Annotated in this window: 16 protein-coding genes; 8 read left to right on the top strand and 8 right to left on the bottom strand. The window is 70.4% G+C overall.

Annotation, left to right across the window (positions count from 1 at the left end; all coding sequences use genetic code 11):
* Window positions 1-4 precede the first annotated feature (4 nt).
* Complete coding sequence (locus tag OG747_RS07730) at window positions 5-541, top strand: arginine repressor (RefSeq protein ID WP_405878540.1); 537 nt, start codon at window positions 5-7, stop codon at window positions 539-541.
* A gap of 93 nt (window positions 542-634) precedes the next feature.
* Here OG747_RS07730 and OG747_RS07725 read toward each other — a convergent pair whose 3' ends face one another.
* The 5 genes from OG747_RS07725 to OG747_RS07705 all read right to left on the bottom strand — a co-directional run bounded on the left by OG747_RS07725 (window position 635) and on the right by OG747_RS07705 (window position 5,653).
* Complete coding sequence (locus OG747_RS07725) at window positions 635-1,372, bottom strand: FAD:protein FMN transferase (protein WP_405885471.1); 738 nt, start codon at window positions 1,370-1,372, stop codon at window positions 635-637.
* Between the two features lie 43 nt (window positions 1,373-1,415).
* Window positions 1,416-2,264 carry an FMN-binding protein gene (locus OG747_RS07720; protein ID WP_405878539.1) on the bottom strand — a complete coding sequence of 283 codons (849 nt, stop codon included), beginning with the start codon at window positions 2,262-2,264 and terminating at the stop codon, window positions 1,416-1,418.
* Window positions 2,265-2,283: 19 nt separating this feature from the next.
* Window positions 2,284-3,621, bottom strand: a complete 1,338-nt coding sequence (locus OG747_RS07715; protein ID WP_405885470.1) for a ferric reductase-like transmembrane domain-containing protein — start codon at window positions 3,619-3,621, stop codon at window positions 2,284-2,286.
* A 126-nt stretch (window positions 3,622-3,747) separates the two neighbouring features.
* Complete coding sequence (locus tag OG747_RS07710; RefSeq protein ID WP_405878538.1) at window positions 3,748-4,275, bottom strand: FMN-binding protein; 528 nt, start codon at window positions 4,273-4,275, stop codon at window positions 3,748-3,750.
* Window positions 4,276-4,282: 7 nt separating this feature from the next.
* Window positions 4,283-5,653, bottom strand: a complete 1,371-nt coding sequence (locus tag OG747_RS07705; protein WP_405878537.1) for a ferric reductase-like transmembrane domain-containing protein — start codon at window positions 5,651-5,653, stop codon at window positions 4,283-4,285.
* A gap of 184 nt (window positions 5,654-5,837) precedes the next feature.
* Between OG747_RS07705 and OG747_RS07700 the strand changes: the two genes are divergently transcribed.
* Both OG747_RS07700 and OG747_RS07695 read left to right on the top strand, forming a co-directional pair.
* A complete protein-coding gene (locus OG747_RS07700) occupies window positions 5,838-6,590 on the top strand; it encodes a response regulator transcription factor (protein ID WP_405885469.1) in 753 nt (250 codons plus the stop codon).
* The gene (locus OG747_RS07695; RefSeq protein ID WP_405878536.1) at window positions 6,587-8,107 is read left to right on the top strand and encodes a sensor histidine kinase; all 1,521 of its coding nucleotides are present in this window, start codon (window positions 6,587-6,589) and stop codon (window positions 8,105-8,107) included. Before OG747_RS07700 ends, OG747_RS07695 begins: the two co-directional genes overlap by 4 nt.
* On the opposite strand, the gene OG747_RS07690 is transcribed toward OG747_RS07695, so the two are convergent.
* From OG747_RS07690 to OG747_RS07680, 3 genes are all read right to left on the bottom strand, one after another.
* Entirely contained in the window at window positions 8,101-8,790 is a 690-nt protein-coding gene (locus OG747_RS07690; protein ID WP_405878535.1) for a L,D-transpeptidase, read from the bottom strand. The genes OG747_RS07695 and OG747_RS07690 overlap by 7 nt on opposite strands.
* A 3-nt stretch (window positions 8,791-8,793) precedes the next feature.
* Window positions 8,794-9,381: a pyridoxamine 5'-phosphate oxidase family protein gene (locus tag OG747_RS07685; protein WP_405878534.1), complete on the bottom strand. Its 588-nt coding sequence runs from the start codon at window positions 9,379-9,381 to the stop codon at window positions 8,794-8,796.
* Window positions 9,382-9,538: 157 nt separating this feature from the next.
* Window positions 9,539-10,396: a hypothetical protein gene (locus tag OG747_RS07680; protein WP_405878533.1), complete on the bottom strand. Its 858-nt coding sequence runs from the start codon at window positions 10,394-10,396 to the stop codon at window positions 9,539-9,541.
* 262 nt (window positions 10,397-10,658) lie between these two features.
* Between OG747_RS07680 and OG747_RS07675 the strand changes: the two genes are divergently transcribed.
* From OG747_RS07675 to OG747_RS07655, 5 genes are all read left to right on the top strand, one after another.
* Window positions 10,659-11,855, top strand: a complete 1,197-nt coding sequence (locus OG747_RS07675; RefSeq protein ID WP_405878532.1) for an argininosuccinate synthase — start codon at window positions 10,659-10,661, stop codon at window positions 11,853-11,855.
* Window positions 11,856-11,969: 114 nt separating this feature from the next.
* Window positions 11,970-13,403, top strand: a complete 1,434-nt coding sequence (gene argH, locus OG747_RS07670) for an argininosuccinate lyase (protein WP_405878531.1) — start codon at window positions 11,970-11,972, stop codon at window positions 13,401-13,403.
* A 139-nt stretch (window positions 13,404-13,542) separates the two neighbouring features.
* Window positions 13,543-14,514 carry an aldo/keto reductase gene (locus OG747_RS07665; protein ID WP_405878530.1) on the top strand — a complete coding sequence of 324 codons (972 nt, stop codon included), beginning with the start codon at window positions 13,543-13,545 and terminating at the stop codon, window positions 14,512-14,514.
* A gap of 89 nt (window positions 14,515-14,603) precedes the next feature.
* Window positions 14,604-15,149, top strand: coding sequence for a TetR/AcrR family transcriptional regulator (locus OG747_RS07660; RefSeq protein WP_405878529.1), 546 nt, complete (start codon window positions 14,604-14,606; stop codon window positions 15,147-15,149).
* Between the two features lie 2 nt (window positions 15,150-15,151).
* A complete protein-coding gene (locus OG747_RS07655; RefSeq protein ID WP_405878528.1) occupies window positions 15,152-16,750 on the top strand; it encodes an MFS transporter in 1,599 nt (532 codons plus the stop codon).
* Window positions 16,751-16,768: the final 18 nt, after the last annotated feature.

The raw sequence follows: 16,768 nt of genomic DNA, 5'->3' as shown, positions 1-16,768 counted from the left end.
GACGATGAGTCAGGCGCAGGACCACGAGCATGTCGGGCCTGCCGTGCCGCAGACCCGCACCGCACGCCACCGCCGGATCGTGGACATCCTCAACCGGCAACCGGTGCGCTCGCAGAGCCAGTTGGCGAAGCTGCTCGCCGACGACGGGCTGAACGTCACCCAGGCGACGCTCTCCCGGGACCTGGACGAGCTGAACGCGGTGAAGATCCGTAACAACGACGGCGACCTCATCTACGCGGTACCGAGCGAGGGTGGTTTTCGCACCCCGCGCGCGCCGCTGGGGGAGTCGGCGAAGGAGGAGCGGATGCGGCGGCTCTCGGCGGAGCTGCTGATCTCCGCGGAGGCTTCCGCGAACCTCGTGGTGCTGCGGACCCCTCCGGGGGCCGCGCAGTTCCTCGCCTCGGCGATCGACCAGGCGGAGCTGCACGACATCCTCGGGACGATCGCCGGCGACGACACATTGCTGTTGATCAGTCGGAACCCCACGGGGGGTCAGGCTCTGGCCGATCACCTGTTGCGGTTGGCTCAGAACAATCATTGAGTCGTACGACGATGGAGGCGCACCCTCGGTCGGGGTGCGCCTCCATCGTCGTGTCTGTTCTCGGGTGCGGGTTGTGCCCCGGAAAGCGGAAACTCACCCCAGGCGTTGAGCCAAGCCCCCTGTGCATCTGACCTCGTCTCCCGCCGTGATCAGCAGGGCCTCGATGTCCGGGAGGGACTCCAGCCAGGTCAGGGCCGCTCGGGAGCCCATCGCGAAGGCGGCCGTCGCCCAGGAGTCCACCCAGGTCAGTTCGGGGCCCACGACGGTCACGGCGACCAGGTCGGTCACCGCGGAGCGGCCGGTGCTCGGGTCGACGATATGGGCACCGCGCTCGGCGGTGCCGGAGGTGGCCACCGCCAGCTGGTCGACACCGGCGGCGGAGACCACCGCCGCGAGCGCACCGGGACGCAGCGGGTCCGAGACGCCGACCCGCCACGGGCGCTGGGCGCCGGGCACGCCGAACAGCTGGACGTCGCCGCCGCCGTTCACGCTCACCCCGCTCGCCCCGGCCGCCGCCATGTGCCGGGCCGCGCGCTCGGTCGCCCAGCCCTTCACGAGGCCGGTCGGGTCGAGCCGGCCCTCGTACGTCGTACTGAACCAGCCCTCGCTGAGCCGCTCCGCCTCGGCGCACAGGTCGAGCACCTCGGCGACCTGCGGATCGCAGTCGGCGACGGCGACTTCGCCGCGGGCGAGGCGTGAGATCTGGCTGTCCTCGCGGTAGGTGCTGAACACCTCGTCCACCCGGTGGAGTTGGGCGACCGCCTCCTCCAACGCGCGCTGGACGGCCTTGGGTTCACCGCCGCGCACATCGAACGAGAAGACGGTGCCCATGACCTCTTCCGCGTGCCGCAGCGCGGGCGGCTCCTCGGAGGGGTCAGCCACCGGCCTTGTCCAGGGCCGACTGCAGGGACTGCTTGTAACCGGTGCTGGTGTAGGTGGCGCCGGAGACGGCGTCGATGGTCGAGGTCCCGGCCGCGACCGCCTCCTGGTTGAGCCTGGGGACGGCCAGGGCGGTCTTCTGATCGCTCAGTCCGCCCTTGGGCGCCTGCACGGCCTCGGACTTGGTGATCTTGCCGCCGCTGACGGTGATACGGACCTGGACGGGGCCGTACTGGGTCTGGGCGACGGCTCCGGTGACCGTCTTGGCCTGCGCGGCGGGGGCCTGGGACGACGAGGAGGAGCCGGCGGAACCGGAGGAGCCCGAGCCCGCGGACCCGGTCGATCCGGTTGATCCGGTTGCCCCCGACGAACCGCTGCCGCTCGCCTTGGCCTTGTCGAGGGCCGACTGCAGCGACTTCTTGTATCCGGCGCTCGTGTAGCTGGCGCCCGACACCGCGTCGATACTGGCGCTGCCCGCGGCGACGGCCTCCTGGTTGAGCTTGGGTACGGAAGCGTTGCTGACCTCGGTGCTGTGGCCGCCGCTCGGGATCTGGACGACCTCGGACTTGGTGATCTTGCCGCCGCTGACGGTGATACGGACCTGGACCGGCCCGTACTGGGTCTGGGCGACGTCGCCGGTGACCGTCTGGGCCCCCGTGGACGACTGCTGCGCGCTGCCGCCCTGGGGCGAGTCCTGCGACGCCGCCGTCTGCTGGGCCGCCGCTCCCTGCGCCGACGTGGACGTCGGGTCGGAGGCGGGCTTCAACGACAGCAGCAGGACGATCCCGGACACGGTGGCGGCGCCGGCCAGCACGGCACGCCGAATGGGGTGACTCTTCTTCATCGCTCCTGACTCCCGTCGCTCACATCTCGAACGACTCGTGATGGATGCGGCGGGCGGGAACCCCCGCGCCGCGCAGTGCTTCGTAGACCTGCTGCGCGAAGCCGGGCGGCCCGCACATGAAGACGTCGTGGCGATCGATGTCCGGCAGCTTCCGCTGCAGGGTCTCGGCCGAGATGTCCGGGCGCTCCCCCTCCGGACTGTTCACCGCGTACATCAGCCGGGCCCCGCGCTCCTCGGCGATGGCCGCCAGCTCGTCCCACAGGGCCAGATCCTGGGTGGTGTTGGCCCGGTAGAGCAGCGTCAGGTCGCCCGCCGCGCCGGGCAGCGTCTCGAACAGCGCCCGCATCGGCGTGATCCCGACACCACCGGCCACCAGCAACACCTTGCCGCGGCTGCGCTTGCCCGCCGTCAGCGCCCCGTACGGGCCCTCGGCCCAGACCCGGGTGCCGGGCCGCAGGTCGCGCAGCGCGGAGCTGTGGTCGCCGATCGCCTTCACGGTGATCCGCAGCATGTTGGGGCGGGGCGCCGCCGACAGCGAGTACGGGTGGGAGCTGAGCCGCATCCCCGGCGCCAGGAAGCGCCAGCGGAAGAACTGCCCGGCCTCCGCGCCCATGCGGTGCAGCTTGCGCCCGCTGATGAGCACCGAGACGATCCCGGGGGTCTCCTCGATGACCGCCTCGACCCGCATCCGGTGCTTCACGTTCAGCCGGATCGGCGCGATGATCCGGTACCAGATCACCAGCGCCGTCACCGAGCCGTACAGCCCGTACCAGACCGTCTTCGCGGTGGGCTCGACGGCGAAGTCGTTGCCCGTGGTCAGCTGGTGCCAGAACGTCAGGAAGACGGCGGCGTAGGTGAGCAGATGGATGTGGTACCAGGTGTCGTACCCCATTCTGCGGCGCACCGGGCCCATGGAGAGCAGCCCGATGAGGAACAGCAGACCGGTGCCGATCGCGGCCTTGCCCATGTCGGGCAGCTGGTTGATCGAGTCGATGGTCTGCTGGACGATGTCGCCGAAGCTCTTGCCGGCCTGCAGCGCGTAGCCCCACATGATCAGGACGAGGTGGGCCAGGACCAGACAGATCGTGTACCGGCCGCTCATGGCGTGCCAGCGTGCGACCCGGTCCGAACCCACCCGGCGCTCCAGAGCGGGGACACGAGCCATCTGCAGCACGACCAGTGCCATCAGATAGCCCGCGAGCAGTCCGGTGATCCGGCCCGCGTTGAGGATCTTGCTGTTGTCGTCCGCGATGGACGGGGTGTTGCTCCACCACAGCCAGATGACCCCGGCCGCGCCCGCCCAGACGGCGAGCAGCAGTGGGACGGCGGGGGAGCGTCGTGGGCGAATGCGGCGCATGGTCTGGCGCCGCGCGGCGCGGCCACCGGCAATCGTGGACAACGGTTCCTCCGTGGTCGTCCGTGGGGACGGGGCTAGGGGAAAGACCCCTTTGGCCCAGAGATACGGTCCCCGACGGCTGTGCGTTCAGAGGCCTGCCGAGTCCAGTGCAGATTGGAGGGACTGCTTGTATCCGCCGCTGGTGTACGTGGCCCCCGAGACGGAGTCGATCTGGGCGCTCTGGGCGTTCAGTGCCTCCCTCCTGAGCTGGGGAATCGCGTAACTGTTGATCTCCTGGTCACGTGGGTTGTCCGAGGGATAGGAGACCGCGGTCACATCGGTGATCTTGCCGTTCTTCAGGGTGATCCGCACCTGGACGGGACCCCAGCGGGTCTGGACGGTGTCACCGGTGACGGTCTTGGTGCCGGTGCTCTTCTTGCTCCCCGACGAGCTGCCGGAAGAGCCTTTCGAGGAACTTCCGGAAGAACTCCCGGCAGACGGCGACCGGGGCGGCGACGCGGACTGTGACTGTGACTGTCCGGCGGACGACGATGCCTCCGCCACGGTCGGCGCGGTGTGCGGCTTGAGCGACAGCAGCAGGACGACACCGGTGACGGTGGTGGCGGCCGCCAGCATCACGCGGCGCAGCGGACGGTGCTTCTTCAGGGCGTGCAAGGCGGCCTCACAGCTCGAACGACTCGTGGTGGATACGGCGGTCGGGAACCCCGGCAGCGCGCAGCGCCCCGTACAGGTCCCGTGCCATGGCGGGCGGACCGCACAGATAGACGTCGTGCCCGGCGAGGCCGGGCACGGACGCCCGCAGCGACTCGGCGGTGAACCGGGGGCGGGTCCCGTCGGCGCCGTTGACCGCGTATAGGACGCGCGCCCCGCGCCACTGCGCTATCGCCTCCAGCTCGGCGCCGAGCGCGAGGTCCTCGGTCGTACGGGCCCGGTAGAGCAGCGTCACGTCGCCGGGTCCGCCCGGCAGCGTCTCGAAGAGGGCGCGCAGCGGTGTGATGCCGACGCCGCCCGCGATCAGCAGCGACTTGCGTCCGGTGTGCCGCTCGGCGGTCAGCGCCCCGTACGGGCCCTCCGCCCAGACCCGGGTGCCGGGCCGCAGCAGCCCCACGGCGGCGCTGTGGTCGCCGAGCGCCTTCACGGTGATCCGCAGCCGGTCGGAGCGCGGTGGCGCCGACAGCGAGTACGGCGTGGAAGTCCACCGCATCCCGTCCGACAGGAACCGCCAGCGGAAGAACTGTCCGGCCTGGGCGTTCAGCTCGTCCAGCCGCTCCCCGCGGACGACGATGGAGAAGACGCCGGGCGCCTCGCGGTACACGGACTCCACACGCAGCTTGTGCCGCAGATTGAGCCGCACCGGGGCGAGCACCCGGAACCACACCACCAGCGCGGCCGTGCCCAGGTAGAGGGCGTACCAGGCGGCCTGGGCGGCGGTGTTGCCGACGAAGTCCGAGCCCAGCGCCAGCTGGTGGAAGAAGGTGAGGAACACGGCCACGTACGTGAGCAGGTGCACGTAGTACCAGAACTCGTGGCTGATCCGGTGGCGGGCCGCGCGCGCCGAGGTGATCCCGACCGCGAAGAGGATGATCGTGCCGATGGTGGCCTTGAGCATGTCCGGGTAGTCGAACACCACGCTCAGCGTCTCGTGCACGATGTCCGCCCCGTCCTGGGCCGCGTACCCGAACAGGATCAGCGTGACATGCGCCACCAGCAGGCTGACCGTGTACCGGCCGGCCATGGCGTGCCAGCGGGCCACCCGGTCGGAGCCGATGCGCCGCTCCAGGAGGGGCACCCGGGCCATCAGCGCCACCAGCACCGCGCAGCTGTAGCCGCACAGCAGCCCGGCGATCCGCCCGGCGTCGGTCAGCCACCCGGCGAGGCCCACCACCGACTGCGTGTCGTACCACCACAGGCCGATGACCGCGGCGGCCCCGGCCCAGAGCAGGGCCAGCAGCGGCCCGGCGGGCGAGGGCCTGGGGCGCCCGCGTCCTCGTGTGGGGCGCGGTACCGCCGCCCGCTCGTGCACCGTGGTCATATGTCCGTCCTTCCTGCTGTCTGGGACGGAACTGTGCTTCGGTAACTTCTGAGGAGTCTCTGAATCGGCGGCTTCGGCGCGGACTCACAGGAAACCGAGAGCGGCACATGTGGCCCACTCAGAGGAAACTCAGAGGCGGGAGGGGCGTCGCGACCTCGGGTGAGGAGCGATCCTGGTGTACGAGATGAAAACTCCCCGCTCCCGAGGCAACGGCCGGCCCGCGCTCACCCGCCCCGACGGCACCCCCGTACGCGTCCTCGTCGTCGACGACGACCCCGACCTGGCCGAGGTGCTCTCCGGCGCCCTGCGCTACGAGGGCTGGGAGGTCCGGACGGCGGGCGACGGGGCCTCGGCCGTCGCCGAGGCACGCGAGCTGATACCGGACGCCGTCGTCCTCGACGTGATGCTCCCGGACACCGACGGCTTCGCCGTGCTGCGCACCCTGCACGGCGTGCACCCCGAGGTCTGTGTGCTCTTCCTCACGGCCCGGGACTCCGTCGAGGACCGCATCGCGGGCATCACGGCGGGCGGCGACGACTATGTGACCAAACCGTTCAGCCTGGAGGAGGTCGTCGCCCGGCTGCGCGGGCTGCTGCGCCGCGCGGGCATGGCCCGGCAGCTGGACGAGGGCCCGCGCCTGACCGTCGGCGACCTCGTCATGGACGAGGAGGCCCGCGAGGTGACCCGCGGCGGCGAACTGGTCGAGCTGTCGCCGACCGAGTTCGAACTGCTGCGCTTTCTGATGCGTAACCCGCGCCGGGTGCTCAGCAAGGCGCAGATCCTCGACCGCGTCTGGTCGTACGACTTCGGCGGCCAGGCCCATGTCGTGGAGCTCTACATCTCGTATCTGCGCAAGAAGGTGGACGCGGGCCGCGAACCCATGATCCACACGGTGCGGGGCGCCGGGTACGTGCTCAAGCCGGTGGCGGGACGATGAGGCGGCGCCGGTGGCCGGGGATGCGGGCGGCCGTACGTCGGCTGTCGCGTCCGCGCACGATTCGGGCGCGGCTCACCGCCGGGCTCGTGGTGCTGCTCGCCGTCAGCTGCGCCGCCGTCGGGGTGGCCGCCGTGTACGAGCTGAACGGGTTCCTCACCGGGCGCGTGGACCAGCAGCTGCGCGACGTGGGGGTGCAGTTCCCCGCGAGCCTGGAGCACGGCAGGATCAAGCCGTCGGACCATGACGGCGACGAGAACGGCGACACGCGCCGACAGGGCGCGGGCACCTTCGGCGCGCGCCTGGTGGGCCGGGACGTCACCAACGCGGCGGTCGTACGCTCGGGCGACGACGCGACCGACCTGAGCGTGTCGCTGAGCACCGCCGACAAGCGGGCCCTGGCCGGCGTCCCGGTCGACGGCCAGGGCCACACCGTCTGTCTGTCGACCCTGTACGAGTACCGCGTGATGGCGTCGCGGGGACTGGACGGCGACGTCCTGGTCACCGGGCTGCCGATGGAGCCGGTCGAGGCGGCCGTCCACCGTCTGGAACTGGTCTCCTCGGTCGTCTTCGGCGTGGCCCTCGTGGTCGCCGGTGTCGCCGGGGCTCTGTGGGTGCGCTGGTCGCTGCGGCCCCTGCGCCGGGTCGCCGCGACCGCGACGAGGGTCAGCGAGCTCCCGCTCGCCAGCGGAGAGGTGGCGCTGCCGTCGCGCGCCCCCGAACCCGACCCGCGCAGCGAGGTGGGCCAGGTCTCCGGGGCCTTCAACCGGATGCTCGGCCATGTCGAGGACGCGCTGACCAAGCGGCACGCGAGCGAGGAACGGCTGCGCAGCTTCGCCGCGGACGCCAGCCATGAGCTGCGCACCCCGGTCGCCTCGATCCGCGGCCACGCCGAACTGGCGCTGCTGCATCCGGACCCGGTGCCGCCCAAGGTCACCCGAGCCCTCGAACGCATCGCCGCCGAGTCGGCGCGGATGGGCGAGATGGTCGACGACCTGCTCCTCCTCGCCCGCCTCGACGCGGGCCGCCCCCTGGAACGCCTCCCCGTCGACCTCACCCACCTCGTCCTCGACTCGGTCACCGACGCCGGTGCCGCGGGCCCCGACCACCGCTGGACGCTGGAACTCTCGGAAGAGCCGGTCACGGCGACCGGCGACGCCCACCGTCTCCAACAAGTGCTGGCCAACCTGTTGGCCAACGCCCGTTTGCACACACCCGTTGGCACCAAGGTCACCGTGTCACTGGACACGGACGACAAGATGGCCGTCCTGAGGGTCCACGACGACGGTCCGGGTGTTCCGGAGGACGTCCAGCCCGGCGTCTTCGAACGCTTCACCCGAGCTGACCGCCGCCGCACCGGTGGCGCGGGCGGTGGCGCGGGGCTGGGCCTGTCGATCGTGGCGGCGGTGGTGGAGGCGCACAACGGCACGGTCGAACTGGAAAGCCGTCCAGGCGCCACGACATTCACCGTCCAGCTGCCGACCGACGGCAGCCGCGCGCCGTCACCCCGCGGTCAGTAACGAGTGATCGCGGTCTCCCCGCTCACCGTCCCGATCGCGATACGCGGCCCCCGCGAAGGGTCGGCCCACGCCAGAATCCGTCGCATCGCCTCCCCCGGCACCGACACACACCCAGCCGTAGCCCCGCTGCCGTTGACGTGCAGGAAAATCCCCGCACCCCGCCCGCGCACGGGCCGCTTGTAGTTGAACCCGACGACGTAGGCATACGCGTACTGCGTCTTGTACGCGATCAGATGCTCGGACTCGGCGGCACGGCAGTCGGCGGGCCGGGGCTCGGTCCACCGGTTGTACGCGCGGGAGTCGTTGTCCTGGCACCACCAGGACTTCTGCCGCACCCGGCGGTACGGGACCGTGGTCCCGGCGGGCGCGGCCTTGATCCCGAAGGCGAACGGAAGGTCGTACAGCCCGGCGGGTGTCGTGTTCGATTCCTGCCTGCGCGAGCCCCCCTCGATCAGCCCCTTCGCCCCGAAGCGCGCCGCCGCCGAACCGGCCTTCACCCAGTGCCCGGCGCGCCGGTCCCACCAGGTGACCGTGCCCGACGACGCATCCGCACGGGGCGCCTGAGCGGTGATCAGCTGGCTGCCACCGCCCGTATCGGCCATGCGTTCGGGGAGGGGCGGCGGGCCACTCGGGGCCAGGGCGAGCAGGGACGCGGACGCGAGGGCGACGGCTCCGAGGCGCATGGATCAGACCGTACGGGGCGGCAGCGGGAGCGGCAGCCCGGGTAGGCCGTCCAGGCTCGTCGCCACGTGATCCTTCTTGGTGAAGTACTCGCTCAGTGAGGCGTCGTCCTCGCGCGCGAAGCGCTTGGCGTGCAGGTCGCGGTCCTCGTCGTACGACATGAAGGGCACCGCGTAGCCGCAGGTGTCGCGGACGAGTTCGGCCGTCACGACGATGATCGCGCGCAGGCCGTGCGGGGTGGGGTCGATGTCCGGGAAGTGCGTGAGCAGTTCCTTGAAGCGGGGGTCGTCCCGGAAGACGGGCTCGCCGCGGCCATGCACCCGGACGATGTTCGGCGGGCCCTGGAAGGCACACCACATGAGGGTGATGCGGCCGTTCTCCCGCAGGTGCGCGATCGTCTCCGCGTTGCTGCCGGCGAAGTCCAGATAGGCCACGGTCAGTTCGTCGAGGACGGCGAACGAGCCGGTGAGGCCCTTGGGGGAGAGATTGATCGTGCCGTCCCCGGACAGGGGCGCGGTCGCGGTGAAGAAGATCGGTTGCGTCTCGATGAACGTACGCAGCCTGCCGTCGATGCGTTCATAGGTCTTTCCCATGTCTAACGATTATTGGGCAAGACCTTTTGCCTGTCTAAGGAATTGTGTCTCGTGTCCAAGGAATCGCGTGAAGTGGTGAGGTGTCGGCCGGTTCGGCGGCCGCCCCGGTCGTAGACGGGGCGGCCACGTGACCGTCACCTGGTGGACTTGTCGGTTCTTACTTGTTGAGCGTGCAGGCCGCGAGGGAGTCCAGGCCCGTCGGCTTGGCCGCGGTGCGCCCGATGGAGATGGCGATGCGGTCGATGGTCGACACGCGCTTGTCCTTCAGGGGGCCGAGGATCGCGTTCTGCACGAAGTTCGGACCGCCCTGGCCGACGGTGTTCGCCAGCCGCGTGTTCGCCTCGGTGATCTGGGTGTTCAGGAGCGTGAGGTTGCGGGTGACCTCGGCCTGGGCGGAGGCGGGGATCGCGGGCAGCTTCGACGCGACGTCCGGGCAGCTGATGGTGCCGGCGGCGGTGGTGCTGCCGGTGTTGCCCGCCTTCCCGGTGTTCCCCGTGTTGCCGGCCTGCTGGGTGGCCGTCGCGCTCGGGGCCGCGGTGGCCGCGGCGCCGCCGTTGTTGACGCCGTTGGCGTTGAGGGTGCAGGGCGCGAGGGAGTCGAGACCCGTCGGCTTGGCGGCGGTACGGCCGATCGCCGTGGCGATGCGGTTGATCGTCGCCACCCGCTTGTCCTTGAGGGGGCCGAGGATCGCGTTCTGGATGAAGTTGGGGCCGCCCTGGCCGACCGTGTCGACGAGCCGCTTGTTGGCCTCGGTGATCTGGGTGTCCAGGAGCGTGAGGTTGCGGGTGACCTCGGCCTGCGCGGTGGCGGGGATCGCGGGCAGGCTCGGCGCGACGGCCGGGCAGTTCACCGTGCCCGGGGAGGTCGCGGCCTTGGTCGTGGCGTTCGCGCTGCTGTTGGACGTCCCCCCGGCCATGGCGTTGCCGGCGATCACGGCTCCGGACAGCACCACTGCGGCGGTGCCGCCGATCATCAGGACGCGGCGCTTGTTGTACTTCGGAAGGGTCCTGGACATGCGGAAGCCTCACTCGGGTCGGGGATGGGGGACCGTCCGGTGGTCGTCCGGGCGGTCCGATGCTCGTCATTCCTCGGTGTACAAAAACGCGGCGCCTGCGTTCGGGGAGAGGTACGAGTAAGCGCGTTCTATCGTTCAAACATCCTCAGACATTTTCGATCAGGGTTCCCCTTGGCCCCTTCGAGGGCGACCTGAGATTGACGAACCATGCAGACTCCTGCATACTCATGCATGTCAGCGAATGCACTGTGAGGAGAAACCCGTGACCGAGCGCGTCGTACTCGCCTACTCAGGCGGTCTGGACACCTCCGTCGCCATCGGCTGGATCGCCGAGGAGACGGGCGCCGAGGTCATCGCCGTTGCGGTCGACGTCGGCCAGGGCGGCGAGGACCTGGACGTCATCCGCAAGCGCGCGCTCGCCTGCGGTGCCGTCGAGGCCGAGGTCGCGGACGCCAAGGACGAGTTCGCCGAGGAGTACTGCCTCCCGGCGATCAAGGCCAACGCCCTCTACATGGACCGCTACCCGCTGGTCTCGGCCCTCTCCCGGCCGACGATCGTCAAGCACCTCGTCGCCGCCGCCCAGAAGCACGGCGCCAGCACGGTCGCCCACGGCTGCACCGGCAAGGGCAACGACCAGGTGCGGTTCGAGGCCGGCATCGTCGCCCTCGCCCCCGACCTCAAGTGCATCGCCCCGGTCCGTGACTACGCGATGACCCGGGACAAGGCGATCGCCTTCTGCGAGGAGAAGCAGCTCCCGATCGCCACCAGCAAGAAGTCCCCGTACTCCATCGACCAGAACGTCTTCGGGCGCGCGGTCGAGACGGGCTTCCTGGAGGACATCTGGAACGCGCCGATCGAGGACATCTACGAGTACACCTCGAACCCGGCCGAGGCCCGCGAGGCCGACGAGGTGATCATCTCCTTCAAGGAGGGCGTCCCGGTCGCCATCGACGGCAAGCCCGTCACCGTCCTGCAGGCCATCCAGCAGCTCAACGAGCGCGCCGGCGCCCAGGGCATCGGCCGGATCGACATGGTCGAGGACCGGCTCGTGGGCATCAAGTCCCGCGAGGTGTACGAGGCCCCGGGCGCGATCGCGCTCATCACGGCCCACCAGGAGCTGGAGAACGTCACCGTCGAGCGCGAACTGGCCCGCTACAAGCGGCAGGTCGAGCAGCGCTGGGGCGAGCTGGTCTACGACGGCCAGTGGTTCTCGCCGCTCAAGCGCGCCCTGGACGGCTTCATCAACGAGGCCAACCAGCACGTCAACGGCGATGTCCGGATGACCCTGCACGGCGGCCGCGCGGTCGTCACCGGCCGGCGCTCCGACACCTCGCTCTACGACTTCAACCTGGCGACGTACGACACGGGCGACACGTTCGACCAGGCCGCAGCCAAGGGATTCATCGACATCTACAGCCTGTCGTCGAAGATCGCCGCGCGGCGTGATCTGCAGGCATAGCCCGACGCAGACCTGGCCTGAACCCAGGACGCGCTAGCGTGACGACCGCCTCCCTCCCTTTCCTTCCGGGTGGGGAGGCGGTCGCACATCACCACCCTCCAAGGAGTAAGTGCAGTGAGCAGCAACAGCGGTGACGTTCGGCTCTGGGGCGGCCGTTTCGCCGACGGTCCCGCCGAGGCCCTGGCCAAGCTGTCCGCGTCCGTCCACTTCGACTGGCGTCTCGCGCCGTACGACATCGCCGGATCGCGTGCCCACGCGCGCGCGCTGCACAAGGCGAACCTCCTTGACGACGACGAGCTGACGCGGATGATCGCGGGCCTCGACCAGCTCGAAGCCGATGTGGCGGACGGTTCCTTCGTGGGCACGATCGCCGACGAGGACGTGCACACGGCCCTGGAGCGCGGACTTCTTGAGCGCCTCGGCCCCGACCTCGGCGGCAAGCTGCGCGCGGGCCGCTCGCGCAACGACCAGGTGGCGACCCTCTTCCGGATGTGCCTGCGCGACCACGCCCGGACGATCGGCGGTCTGATCGCGGAGCTCCAGGACGCGCTGATCGGTCTGGCCGAGGCCCACCCGGACGTCGCGATGCCCGGCCGTACGCACCTCCAGCACGCCCAGCCGGTCCTCTTCGCCCACCATGTCCTCGCCCACGTCCAGTCCCTGTCCCGGGACGCGGAACGGCTGCGGCAGTGGGACGAGCGGACGGCCGTCTCGCCGTACGGCTCCGGCGCGCTGGCCGGTTCCTCCCTCGGCCTCGACCCGGAGGCGGTCGCGAAGGACCTGGGCTTCGAGCACGGCTCCGTCGCGAACTCCATCGACGGCACGGCCTCCCGCGACTTCGTGGCGGAGTTTGTCTTCATCACCGCGATGATCGGCGTGAACCTCTCCCGGATCGCCGAGGAGGTCATCATCTGGAACACGAAGGAGTTCTCCTTCGTCACCCTGCACGACGCCTTCTCCACCGGCTCGTCGATCATGCCGCAGAAGAAGAACCCGGACATCGCGGAGCTGGCGCGCGGCAAGTCGGGCCGCCTGATCGGCAACCTGACGGGCCTGATGGCCACGCTCAAGGCGCTCCCGCTCGCGTACAACCGCGACCTCCAGGAGGACAAGGAGCCCGTCTTCGACTCCATCGACCAGCTGGAGATCCTGCTCCCGGCCTTCACCGGCATGATGGCGACGCTGACCGTGCACCGCGAGCGCATGGAGGAGCTGGCCCCGGCCGGCTTCTCGCTCGCCACCGACATCGCCGAGTGGCTGGTCAAGCAGGGCGTGCCGTTCCGTGTCGCGCACGAGATCGCGGGCGAGTGCGTGAAGGTCGCCGAGGCCGACGGCAAGGAGCTGGACGGCCTCACCGACGAGCAGTTCGCGAAGATCTCCGCCCACCTCACCCCCGAGGTGCGCTCCGTCCTGAACGTCCCGGGCGCCCTCGCCTCGCGCGACGGCCGCGGCGGTACGGCACCCAGCGCGGTCGCCGTCCAGCTCGCCGAGGTGAAGTCCGATGTGGCCGCCCAGCACCAGTGGGCCACGGCGAAGCAGAAGAAGTAGCGCAGGGCAGAAGAAGTAGCGCAGGGCGGAAGAAGGAGCAGGTCGCGTACGCGGAGGGCATCGCGGGTTAGGTTGGTCGGGAGCCGGAACACCGAGCCGTACAGGCCCGGTCAAAGGAGCCGACCGAACGGAGCCCGCGATGCCCTTCGCCCGCCTCGCCTCAGCCACGACTCCCACCGCGCACATCGGCCTCGGCCTGGCCGCGGTGGGCCGACCCGGCTATATCAACCTCGGCCGCGAGGAAGACCTCCCGGCCGACCGCAGTGTCGACGCCCTGCGAGAGCGCACGCACGAACTCCTCGACGCCGCCTACGCCCAGGGCGTGCGCTACTTCGACGTGGCCCGCTCGTACGGCCGCTCGGAGGAGTTCCTCGCCGACTGGCTGAACGCCCGGCCGGACGTCGACGACGTGGTCATCGGCAGCAAGTGGGGCTACACCTACACCGCGGACTGGACCACCGACGCCGAGAAGCACGAGGTCAAGGACCACACCCTCGCCGCTTATGAGCGGCAGCGCGCCGAGACCGCCGAGCTGCTCGGTGACCGTCTCGACCTCTACCAGATCCACTCGGTGACCCCGGACAGCCCGGCCCTCACCGACAAGGAACTCCACGCCAAGCTCGCCGAAGCGGCCGCCCAGGGCCTCTCGATCGGCTTCTCCACCAGCGGACCCGTCCAGGCCGACGCCATCCGCGCGGCGCTCGCCGTGACGGTCGAGGGCGCGCCCCTCTTCCGTACCGTGCAGTCCACGTACAACGTCCTGGAGACCTCGGCCGCCCGCGCCCTTGCCGAGGCGCACGACGCCGGGCTCACGGTGATCGTCAAGGAGGGCATGGCCAACGGCCGCCTGGCCTCCGGGCACGCGCCGGACGTGGTGCGGGCGATCGCCGAGGAGACGGGCGTCGGCGCCGACGCGGTCGCCCTCGCGCTGATCCTGCGGCAGCCCTGGGCCGGGGTCGTCCTTTCCGGTGCGGCCACCACCGCCCAGCTCGCCTCGAACCTGCACGCCGCGGTCGTCGACCTCGACGACGACCAGCTGGCCCGCCTCGCCGCCCTCGTCGAGGACCCGGGGGCCTATTGGGAGCGGCGCGGGCAGCTGCTCTGGCACTGAGCACCGTAAAAAACCGCGAAACGGAACGCGTATGAGACTCACGCGCTTCTATTGAGACAGCAATGTCTCACATGGAGTACGGTTGTCTCATGGCTGTCTACCGTCAACACGTGCTGCGCAGCGCAGCCGCCCTGCTCACCCGCAAATCCACCGCCACCATGGACGAGGTCGCCAAGGCGGCCGGGATCAGCCGGGCCACACTGCACCGCCAGTTCGCCGGGCGGGACGCGCTCGTACGGGCGCTGGAGGCACTCGGAATCGAGGAGTGCGAGGCGGCGCTCGATGCCGCCCGCCTCGACGAGGACACCGCTCAGGAGGCCCTGCGCCGACTGGTGAAGGAACTCGAAAAGGCGGCCGGACTGCTCGCCTTCCTCTACACCGAGAACCAGCTGTTCGAGGGCGAGGAACAGAACGAGGGCTGGGCCCGGCTCGACGCCCGGATGGCGGCCCTGTTCCGGCGCGGCCAGGACAGCGGTGAGTTCCGCATCGACCTCACCCCCGCCTGGCTCACCGAGGCGCTCTACGGGCTCATGGCCTCCGGGGCATGGGCCGTGACCGAGGGCCGGGTCGCCGCCAAGGACTTCCACTACATGATCGTCGAGCTGCTGCTCGGCGGCGCACTACGGAGAGAGTGATCATGACCAGCACCCTGCGGCATGAGGGTGCCCCCTGCTCATGGGGGTCCCCCCGCTCGAGCGAAGCCGAGAGTGGGGGAGAAGCCGAGAGCCTGGGGGAGTACACGGCGGAGGGGGAGAAGCGTCCGGGCCGTTGGCTCGCGCTCTGCGTCCTCGTCCTCGCCGTGCTGCTGGTGGCCGTCGACGCGACCGTGCTCGGTCTCGCGACCCCGTACATCAGCGAGGACCTGAAGCCCTCCGGCACCCAGCTCCTGTGGATCGGTGACGTCTACTCCTTCGTCATCGCCGGTCTGCTCGTCTCCATGGGCAGCCTCGGCGACCGCATCGGCCGCAAGAAGCTGCTGCTGATGGGCGCCACGGCGTTCGGCGTGATCTCCGTGCTCAACGCGTACGCGAGCACGCCGGAGATGATGATTCTGGCGCGGGCGCTGCTCGGTGTCGCGGGCGCGACCCTGATGCCCGCCACCCTCGCCCTGATCCGCAACCTCTTCCACGACCCGCGCGAGCGCAGCCTCGCCATCGGCGTCTGGGGTGCGACGGCCTCCGCCGGTACGGCGGTCGGCCCCGTCGCCGGCGGCTTCCTGCTCGAACACTTCTGGTGGGGTTCGGTCTTCCTCATCAACGTGCCCGTGATGCTGGTCCTCGTGCCCGTCGGCATCAAGCTGCTGCCCGAGTCCCGCAACCCGAACCCCGGCCCCTGGGATCTGACCAGCGTCGGCCTCTCCCTCGTCGGTGTGATCGGCGTCGTGTACGCGGTGAAGGAAGTCGCCACGCACGGGTTCGCCTGGGAACCGGTGGCCGTGGGCCTGCTCGGTGCCGGGGCCCTCCACGGCTTCGTGCACCGCCAACTCACCATGCCCGTACCGCTGTTGGACATGCGGCTGTTCGGCAACCGGGGCTTCTCGGCGGCGGTGCTCGCCGATCTGCTGACCGTCTTCGGCCTGTCCGGGCTGGTCTTCTTCCTGTCGCAGTACCTGCAACTCGTACAGGGCAGGCCGCCGTTCGAGGCAGGCCTCGCCGAACTGCCCGCCGCCATCGGCGCGGTGGTGACGGGCCTGATCGCGGGCTCCGTAGCGCGCCGCTACTCGGTGCGTGCCGTGGTCTCCGCCGGTCTCGCCGCCGTGGGCCTCGCACTCGCCGCGCTCACGCTGCTGAGCCGGTCCACCGGCTATCCGCTGCTCGGCGGCGCGCTGCTGGTCGTCGGAGTCGGCGCGGGCTTCTCGTTCACCGTCACCGCCGACGTGATCCTCTCCAGCGTGCCCAAGGAGCAGGCCGGCGCCGCGTCCGCGGTCTCCGAGACGGCGTACGAACTCGGCGCCGCCCTCGGCATCGCCCTGCTCGGCTCCATCGTCACCGGCGTCTACGCGGGCTTCACCGGCCCCGCGGGCACTCCGGCAGGGGCCCGCGAGTCACTGGGCGGCGCGGTGGAGGCGGCGACGACCTTGCCGGCCCACACCTCAGAGGCCTTGCTCAGCGCGGCTCGTACGTCCTTCGTTGACGGCCTGGCGCTGGCGTCGGGCATCGGAGCGGCGGTACTGCTTGCTACGGCCGCAGCGGCGTGGTTCCTGCTGAAGGGACAGAAACTGGAGACCGGGGTCTAGAAAGGCGCCCCTTCAGGG

The sequence above is a fragment of the Streptomyces sp. NBC_01384 genome (genome assembly GCF_045040035.1).
Lineage (GTDB): Bacteria > Actinomycetota > Actinomycetes > Streptomycetales > Streptomycetaceae > Streptomyces.
This window is presented reverse-complemented; position numbering and strand designations above follow the sequence as displayed.